This window comes from Megasphaera massiliensis (assembly GCF_000455225.1).
GTDB lineage: Bacteria > Bacillota > Negativicutes > Veillonellales > Megasphaeraceae > Megasphaera > Megasphaera massiliensis.
Genome location: NZ_HF954544.1, coordinates 1,324 through 2,054, shown reverse-complemented (window position 1 = coordinate 2,054; position 731 = coordinate 1,324). Strand labels below are relative to the sequence as shown.

Annotated in this window: 1 protein-coding gene; it reads right to left on the bottom strand. The window is 40.8% G+C overall.

What is annotated here, in order from left to right; all coding sequences use genetic code 11:
* Window positions 1-301: YfbR-like 5'-deoxynucleotidase (locus TX77_RS10545; protein WP_044505070.1), on the bottom strand; the 301-nt coding region annotated here is incomplete at its 3' end.
* Window positions 302-731 lie beyond the last annotated feature (430 nt).

The following is a 731-nucleotide window of genomic DNA, read 5'->3' as shown; positions in this document are numbered from 1 at the left end:
CAATCATGCCTTCCTCTACTTGCTGGAGCATGCCGCGTAATTCCATAGAATAATGTTTAACGGGCGTTTTAATATCGCCTATGAATATTTCGCCATAATCATGGCTGCTGGTAATCTCGTAGAGTTTTTTCCAGTCGATGACGACGCCATTGCTTTCCTCGATATCTGCCAATGTTTTGGCATATTGGACAACCTTCCAGGAGTGGGCGGATACGCTATGCTCTTCGAATTTGAATTTTCCCGGGCAGCGGATAATACGTTCAAGATCGTTCAAGGATTGAAAGTACGTGTGAATTCCCATAATATGCAATTCCTTTCTTCGTTGTTGTATGTGCTGCTGTACAGTTCGAGTATAGCTTTGATTTGTTAAGGGATGATAAAGTTGTTTATCTGTTGAAAATAATCTGTACGAATGGTAATATAGGGAAAATTAGTGCGCTAGGAGTGAATGGTGTAATGATTCTCGTTGTTCTTAATCAGTTGATCTAATAACTGAATATAAGGGGTCCAATGAAAGGCGGATGAAGCATTCATGATGCTTAATTTGCTATGTAGTATTGCCTCTTATGATAAAGAACAACAGTTTAANCATACACCGCGATCTCCGCTGCCATAATAAAGAAGCAGGCTGGCGTGAACAGGATAACGATGCCTTGTTCATGCTAAGGAGATAGGAGGCTGCAGATGAGCTATGTTCATCTGCAGCCTTTTTTGCGTTCTCTAGATTCATT